The sequence below is a fragment of the Propioniciclava sinopodophylli genome (assembly GCF_004324755.1).
GTDB lineage: Bacteria > Actinomycetota > Actinomycetes > Propionibacteriales > Propionibacteriaceae > Propioniciclava > Propioniciclava sinopodophylli.
Window position 1 is genome coordinate 1 of sequence record NZ_SDMQ01000025.1, and the last position, 6,656, is coordinate 6,656.

Here is a 6,656-nt window from a genome sequence, read left to right on the forward strand (position 1 = left end):
GTTCAACCACGGCAAGCAATGGCGCGGGTTCGCCACCCGCTACGACAAACTCGGCATCGTCTACCGCGGGGCCGCGGTCCTGAACGCGATCATCAGATGGCTCCAACGGTTACGAGACACGCCCTAGTCCAGAGCGGCATCGCGCTGGAGAACCTCGGCTACCAGATCGTGGTACAGAAGAAGGGGGGCACCGGGTTGAACACCCGGCGCCAGCTGACCTACCGGGACGCCTTGGAGAAGATTCTGGACGACATGACCGTCAAGCCCTTCGAGGACACCGACGAGTGGATCCAGGATTCGATTGACTGCTACATGGGGGCCAAGCATGCCGACCGGGCGACGCCCGACACCCTCACCCAAGTCGACACGCTCCGCAGAAACCTACTCGTGCTCCGGTTCTGGATCGGCCTGGAGATCGGCGTCAAGCCGGAGTCCCTGACGGCCACCTTGGGCAGGGATCCGCTGCTTCGAAGTTCAGCCTGGCGGATTGAGAGGAGTCCAGAATCCTCTTGGCTTGCCACAACGCCGTTCCTCCCATGCGGTGATGTCCATGGTGCACCGCGAGGGTACGGCGCGACGAGACCACCGCTTGAGCCCTGACACCCGGGGGCCTGAAGCTCTCCAGGAACGACTTCTAGCCAAGCACTCGGCCAAACCCTAGGGAAACCCCTCTCCAGACGAGGCGTCTCCGGGTATGGCCAGACTCGGTCGCAGCGATCCGTGCCCGCAGTAGACAGCACCGGCCTGGAGGAGCGGCACCGAACCATGCGAGCCGGCGCGTTCTACCACCACGGCGGGGCCGAGGGTCGGGGGAGTCGCAGCGCACCGTGCAACTCGTCGTCTCCTAGGGCGATGGTCGTCACCCCGTCGAGCAACCGCCCCAACTCACGTCCCGCGAACTCGCTCCCTCGTGTTCCTCGTCGTCGTACCGGTAGTCCAGGCGCCAGAACATCAGACGGCCGTAACCAGGATCACTTCACATCCAGCTCTGCCCACAAGTCACCGGCTGGCGTCACGGCGTACCAGGCGCTGCTCACCATTCCATCTCAGGTTCGGGGACGACATGCGGCCAGTGTTGCGGAGGTGTCCGAAAGTCCCGATTTGGTCTGATTGGCTCTCAGCGGACAGCTGATGTTGCTGGTTTACGGGCTCATCACAGTTGAGGGTGTAGAGGCGGGGTGATCTGGGGCGGCGCGTCGGTCCGCGGTTGAGGGTCGAGGTCTCCCGAAGATGGAAGTTCTCACACTGCCCATCTGGAAGACCTCGACGTGCCCCACGCTACCTTCGTTCGTCCTGACCTGACCACGTTCACCCGCCTTGACGAGCTCGGCCTGGAGGTCGTCGGCCAGTTCCTCGCCTGCCGGGTCGTCGACCCCGACCAGTGGTGCCGTCGGTGTGGCGGTGAGGGCATCCCGCGTGGCAGCGTGGTCCGGCGCCTGGCCCATGAGCCGTTCGGGTGGCGCCCCACCCTCCTGGTGGTTACGGTGCGCCGCTACCGGTGTGGTGAGTGCGGTCATGTGTGGCGCCAAGACATGAGCAAGGCCGCCGAACCGCGGGCGAAGCTGTCCCGGCGGGCGTTGCGGTGGGCGTTGGAAAGCATTGTATAGCGGCTCTTCATACCTGCGGTGGGTCCAGGGTGAGTCCGCCGCCGACGAGGAGCATGCGTAGCCGGTAGTTCTCTCGGTTCCGGAACCCTCGGGCGATGCGGCGGTGGAGCTCGATGAGCCCGTTGATTGCCTCGGTGCCGCCGTTGCTGGCGCGGTCGGTGTCGAAGTAGGCCAGGAACGCGTCCTTCCACTGTCTCAGGGTTCGGCCGAGGCGGGCGATCTCGGGGATGGGGCAGGACGGGAAGCCGTCGACGACCTGCTCGGCGAGTTGGCGGCCGGCTGCCGGGTCGGGGTGGGCGTAGGCGGCTCGGACGCGTTGGGCGCACTGCCAGGCGATGTGGACGGCGTCGTGGCGTTCATCGGCGGCGATCGCCGCCGCGAGGCGTGCGTGTTGTTTGTCGGTGAGCCGCTCGGCCCCGCAGCGCAGGATGTTGCGGATCCCGTAGAGCGGGTCGCCGGAGCGGCCGCGGTGGCCGTGGATCTCCTGCTGCACCCGGCGACGGACCTCGTCGACCGCCCGGCCGGCCAGGGCGACCACGTGGAAGGCGTCGAGCACGGCGGTGGCGTCGGCGAGTTTGTCGTCGATGGCGTTCTTGTAGCCATGGAACGGGTCCAGGGTGGCGACCTCGACGCGGGCCTTGAACGTCTTGCCGCGTTGGTCGAGCCACGTCTTGTACACGGTCCCGGAGCGGCCGGGGACCAGGTCGAGCAGCCGGGCGTGGACGCGTCCGTCCTTGTCACGAGTTAGGTCGACCATGCCGGTGAGCTCCTTGGGGCCGCGCTTGCGGGGGCTCACGTGGTGCCACAGGTGCTCATCCACCCCGAGGGTGGTAACCCCGGTGAAGCGGGACTCGTCGGCGGCGGCGCGGGCGAGGATCGGCTCGATGCTGGTCCACACGGTCCGCCACGTGGTGGCCAACTGCCGAGCCAGTCCGGCGATGCTGGCATGCTCGCGTCGGACTTGTTCGGTCGCCCAGCGGCACGCCCGGGTGGTCAGCATCGCCCGCGGGTTGGCGATCCCGGTGTCCTGCTCGGTGAACACCCCTACGGGACAGGACGGTTCGGGACACGTCCACGTGCGTTTGCGCCAACGCACGCGTGTCGGGGCGCCGAAGCAGGGGATGTCGACCAAGGTGACCGTCCGTCGGCCATGGTTGCGGGCCACCACCCCGCAGGTCGGGCAGCCCATCACCGCTGGTGGGGACTCGACCTCGACCACCAGCCCGGCAGGTCGTCGGTCCACATCGATGACGTGCACGCCGGGCAGGCCGACGAGACGGTCACAGTTGTCGCAGTAGGCGTCGTCATGGGGGCAGCGCGCAGCACACGCCGTAGGCTCAGACACAGTCGGGGTCCTCGGTGGATAAGAAGCTTGGTAACTCCTGATCCTGAGGGCCCCGACCCCCACCTCAGCAGACCAGCCTCACTCGGCGTGTCGGCCCCCCACCCACCGCAGGTATGAAGAGCCTGTATAGCGGAACACCATCGACCCAGTCAGTGCTGGCTCTGGATGACAGCGAGTCGCCCTTGGCGGTGGCAAGAGGGCGCTTGTGGCGCTGATAGCCTGAGCCCGTGACATTCACTGGGTCTGAGTTGCTCTCCATTTTGCTGGTGCTTCTTCCACTCTTGCTTGGCGCTGTGCTGTTGTATTTCGTGGTGAAAGCCGCTGTCCGCGACGGAGTCAAGGAGGCTCTCCGAAGCGAGGGGTTGAGTCGGCACGGAATTCCGCCCCGCTGACCCCATGTGGGCATGGGACAGTCCAGGACATTCCCCATCGTCCTCTTCGTTGCTTGATGAGGGGCGTCCAGACATGCCGCTCCTGGGGCGTCGTTCGTGCCGCTGGCGCGTGGCTGCTGGTCGGTTGCAGCATCGGGTATGACCAGTCTCGAGCCTGTCCTGTTTCCCGTTCTCATCGACGCTGCCACTGATCCTTTGGTGAAGGCGGTCGCTGCCTATCTGGCCCGGTATCGGGGGCAGACCCTGGTGCACACCGAGTCGGACCTGCGCGCGTTCCTGGTGTGGTGCCGGGAACGGGGTGTCGACCCGTTGAAGGCGCAGCGCGCCCAGATCGAGCTGTACGTCCGCTGGATGCAGGAAGTGCGCCATTTGCAACCGTCCACGGTCAGCCGGCGTGTGTCGGTCGTGGTCGGCTTCTACCGCACGTGCGTCATCGACCAGGTCCTGCCGCAGTCGCCAGCGGACTACGTGCGCCGCCCGAACGTGCCACCTGAGTCACCCACGCTCGGCCTGTCGCACCTGCAGTTCGAAGCCCTGCTCAGCGCGGCCCGCACGTCGACGAACACCAACGACTTCGCCTTGGTGACCATGCTGGGGCTGCTCGGCTTGCGGATCTTCGAAGCCTGCGGCGCCAACATCACCGACCTCGGCGAGGAACACGGCCACCGCGTCCTGAAGGTCCGGGGCAAGGGCGGCAAGGTCGTCCTCACCCCCCTCCCACCCGCCGTCCAGCGGGCGATCGAACGCGCGGTTGGCGGACGCGCGGACGGCCCCGTCCTGCGCACCATCCGCGGGACCCGCATGGACCGGCATGCCGCGACCCGTCGGCTGAAGCAGCTCGCCGCCCAAGCCGGCGTGCGGCTCCCCAGGATGCACCCCCACATGCTGAGGCACACGTTCGTCACGACCATGCTGGACGCCGGCGTCGACCTCCGCGACGTGCAGATCGCCGCCCGACACGCTGATCCGAGGACGACGATGCGCTACGACCGTGCTCGCAAGAACCTGGACCGGCACCCCAACTACATCCTCGCCGCCTACATGGCCTCCGGCACCTGACCCCGGGGAGGGTGGCCGGATTGTCGCGTGCTCTCCTAGACTGCAGGCATGCTGTCGCCGGAAATTGACGTGGAGCGTTTGGGTGCGGTGTGCCAGCGCTACGGCATCATCCGTCTGGAGATCTTCGGATCCATGGCCCGCTGCACCGATCACTCTGACAGCGACATCGACCTGTTGTACACGTTGGCTCCCGGCGCTCGCCTGGGCTGGGAAGTCGAGGACCTCACCTCGAAGTTGGAGGCCGTCCTCGGTCGCCGGGTCGACCTCGTTTCTCGGCGCGCGTTGCACGCTCGGCTGCAGGACCAGGTGTTGCGGGAAGCGCAGCCGCTCTATGCCGCGGCGTGAGCTCCTGCTGATCGGCGAGATGATCGATGCCGCCGAAGAAGCACAGCGTCTGGTGGTGGGCCGTGACGTCGACGACATCCAAGCGGACCGACCGGTTCGCGATGCGCTGTTGTGGAACTTCACTGTCTTGGGCGAGGCCGCCGCGCAACTGCCGGATGAATTCAAGATGACATACCCAAGCGTGAACTGGGCCAGGCCCAGCCAACTACGGAACCGAATCGTGCACGGCTATTGGTCTGTCGACCTCGAAATCCTGCACACGACTGCCAAGCATGACCTCCCTGCCTTCACGGCCGAACTCAAGGCAGTCTCGGCCGCCCTCGAGCCGTAGCGGGCCTCACCGTCGGCACACCGCACCTGAACGACCTCACCCACCACCGTGGCGGAGGAAGAACGCGCACATCTGCCGCCCTCCGGGCTTCCAGATCAGTGCTGCCAGAGGGCGGTTATGGGGAGGATGTGGAGCCAGCCGCCGATGACGGCGGTCTGGGTTCCTGCGTGGAGGCAGGCTCCGGTGATGTGTCGGTCGGGGAAGCGGTCTTTGAAGCGGATGAGGTTGGTCCAGGCCTTCTCGGTGATGGAGGTGCTGCTCTTGACTTCGATGGCGAGGAGGCGTCCGTCGGCCCATTCGATGATGAGGTCGACCTCGAGGCCGTCGAGGTCGCGAAAGTGGTAGAGGGAGTACGGGGTGCTGCTCCAGGCCTGTTGCTTGGCCAGTTCGAGGGCCACGAACTGTTCCACCAGTGCCCCGTAGTATTCGCGGCCTCCGATGGTCAGGGCGTGCGCGGTGGTGAAGGTGGCGAGGGCTGCGCTGAGCCCGGTGTCGTGGAGGCAGATCTTGGGGCGACGGGCGACGCGTCCTCGTTGGCTGCGACCCCACGAGGGCAGGGACGCGACGAGCCGCATGGTGGCGGCCAGGCGCAGGTAGGTGTCGATGGTGTTCTCGGCGACACCAAGGGTGCGGGCTGTCTTGGCTTTGACCAGCTCCTGGATGCCGCCGGCAGCGAGGAGCGTCAAGAGGTGACGCAGGTGGTCGGGGTAGCCGCCGCGGTGCAGGTCGCGGGCGTCGTGGTCGGCGAGTCGTTCGACGTAGGAGTCGAACCAACGGCCCGCTCGTTGGGGGGTGCGGCGCACGACTTCGGGATAGCCGCCGGTCACCACGACGGCCGGGTTCAGCGCCTGGAAGCGGCCGGTTCCGGTATCAGCTCCGGACAGCAGCCAGGACGCGAAGTCTTCGCTGTCGCTGCGGCGTGTGAGTTCGCCTTGGCTCAGGGGTTTGAGTTCGACGGTTTCGGCGCGTCCGGCCAGGGAGTCGCCGACCCCTTTGACCTGTAGCAGGTCCGCGGACCCGGTCAGCAGGAACCGGCCCGGGCGACGGTCACGATCCACCGACGCCTTCAACGGCAGGATCAACCCGGGGGCGCGTTGGGCCTCATCGATCACGAGCAGTCCGCGGCCGGCCTGTTCGACGAAGAACGCGGGATCGGACTCCGCGACCGCCAAGGCGGCCGGGTCATCGAGCGTGACCTGGCGTACGTTCAGCGAACCTGCGGCCACCAATTGGGCGAGGGTGCTCTTGCCCACTTGGCGGGCACCTTGGATGACCACCACCGGTGTGTCCGCGAGGGCATCGCGTACCGCTACCTCCAGGGACCGCGGGTAGGGTTCGGTGGCGTCCATGACCACAGTCTGTCACGTTCCTTGCAGAACTGAGGCACTCAACTTGCAGATTTGAGCTTCCTGACTTGCAGGATTGAGCCTGCTGCGCTTTCACTCATCTGGCCGCCGCGGGGGCGGCATGGCAGCCAGAGCTCGCGCGATCCGGTAGGTGTTGACCATGCAATTCCTCACGCCGACGACTCTCACCGGGCACCTTGTTTCCCTTGAACCGCTCGATGACGTGCACAT

At 66.5% G+C, this 6,656-nt stretch carries 6 protein-coding genes and 1 pseudogene; 5 read left to right on the top strand and 2 right to left on the bottom strand.

Going from position 1 to position 6,656, the window contains the following annotated elements; all coding sequences use genetic code 11:
- The first annotated feature begins 96 nt into the window (after positions 1–96).
- Both ET989_RS14500 and ET989_RS14505 read left to right on the top strand, forming a co-directional pair.
- Positions 97–600, top strand: coding sequence for a HEPN domain-containing protein (locus ET989_RS14500; RefSeq protein ID WP_131170240.1), 504 nt, complete (start codon positions 97–99; stop codon positions 598–600).
- Positions 601–1,268: 668 nt separating this feature from the next.
- Positions 1,269–1,604: pseudogene (locus ET989_RS14505) on the top strand (ISL3 family transposase); the annotation flags it as partial.
- A gap of 10 nt (positions 1,605–1,614) precedes the next feature.
- On the opposite strand, the gene ET989_RS14510 reads toward ET989_RS14505, so the two are convergent.
- Positions 1,615–2,952: an ISL3 family transposase gene (locus ET989_RS14510; RefSeq protein WP_206662400.1), complete on the bottom strand. Its 1,338-nt coding sequence runs from the start codon at positions 2,950–2,952 to the stop codon at positions 1,615–1,617.
- Positions 2,953–3,542: 590 nt separating this feature from the next.
- Between ET989_RS14510 and ET989_RS14515 the strand changes: the two genes are divergently transcribed.
- From ET989_RS14515 to ET989_RS14525, 3 genes are read left to right on the top strand one after another with little or no spacing between them, the layout of a single operon-like run.
- The gene (locus ET989_RS14515) at positions 3,543–4,403 is read left to right on the top strand and encodes a tyrosine-type recombinase/integrase (protein ID WP_241656376.1); all 861 of its coding nucleotides are present in this window, start codon (positions 3,543–3,545) and stop codon (positions 4,401–4,403) included.
- A 48-nt stretch (positions 4,404–4,451) separates the two neighbouring features.
- Positions 4,452–4,748 (top strand): nucleotidyltransferase family protein, encoded by a 297-nt coding sequence (locus tag ET989_RS14520; RefSeq protein ID WP_131170245.1) that lies wholly within the window; start codon positions 4,452–4,454, stop codon positions 4,746–4,748.
- A complete protein-coding gene (locus tag ET989_RS14525; RefSeq protein ID WP_131170246.1) occupies positions 4,735–5,079 on the top strand; it encodes a HepT-like ribonuclease domain-containing protein in 345 nt (114 codons plus the stop codon). The genes ET989_RS14520 and ET989_RS14525 overlap by 14 nt, the downstream gene beginning before the upstream one ends.
- A 95-nt stretch (positions 5,080–5,174) precedes the next feature.
- Here ET989_RS14525 and ET989_RS14530 read toward each other — a convergent pair whose 3' ends face one another.
- The gene (locus ET989_RS14530; RefSeq protein ID WP_131170248.1) at positions 5,175–6,428 is read right to left on the bottom strand and encodes an ATP-binding protein; all 1,254 of its coding nucleotides are present in this window, start codon (positions 6,426–6,428) and stop codon (positions 5,175–5,177) included.
- Positions 6,429–6,656: the final 228 nt, after the last annotated feature.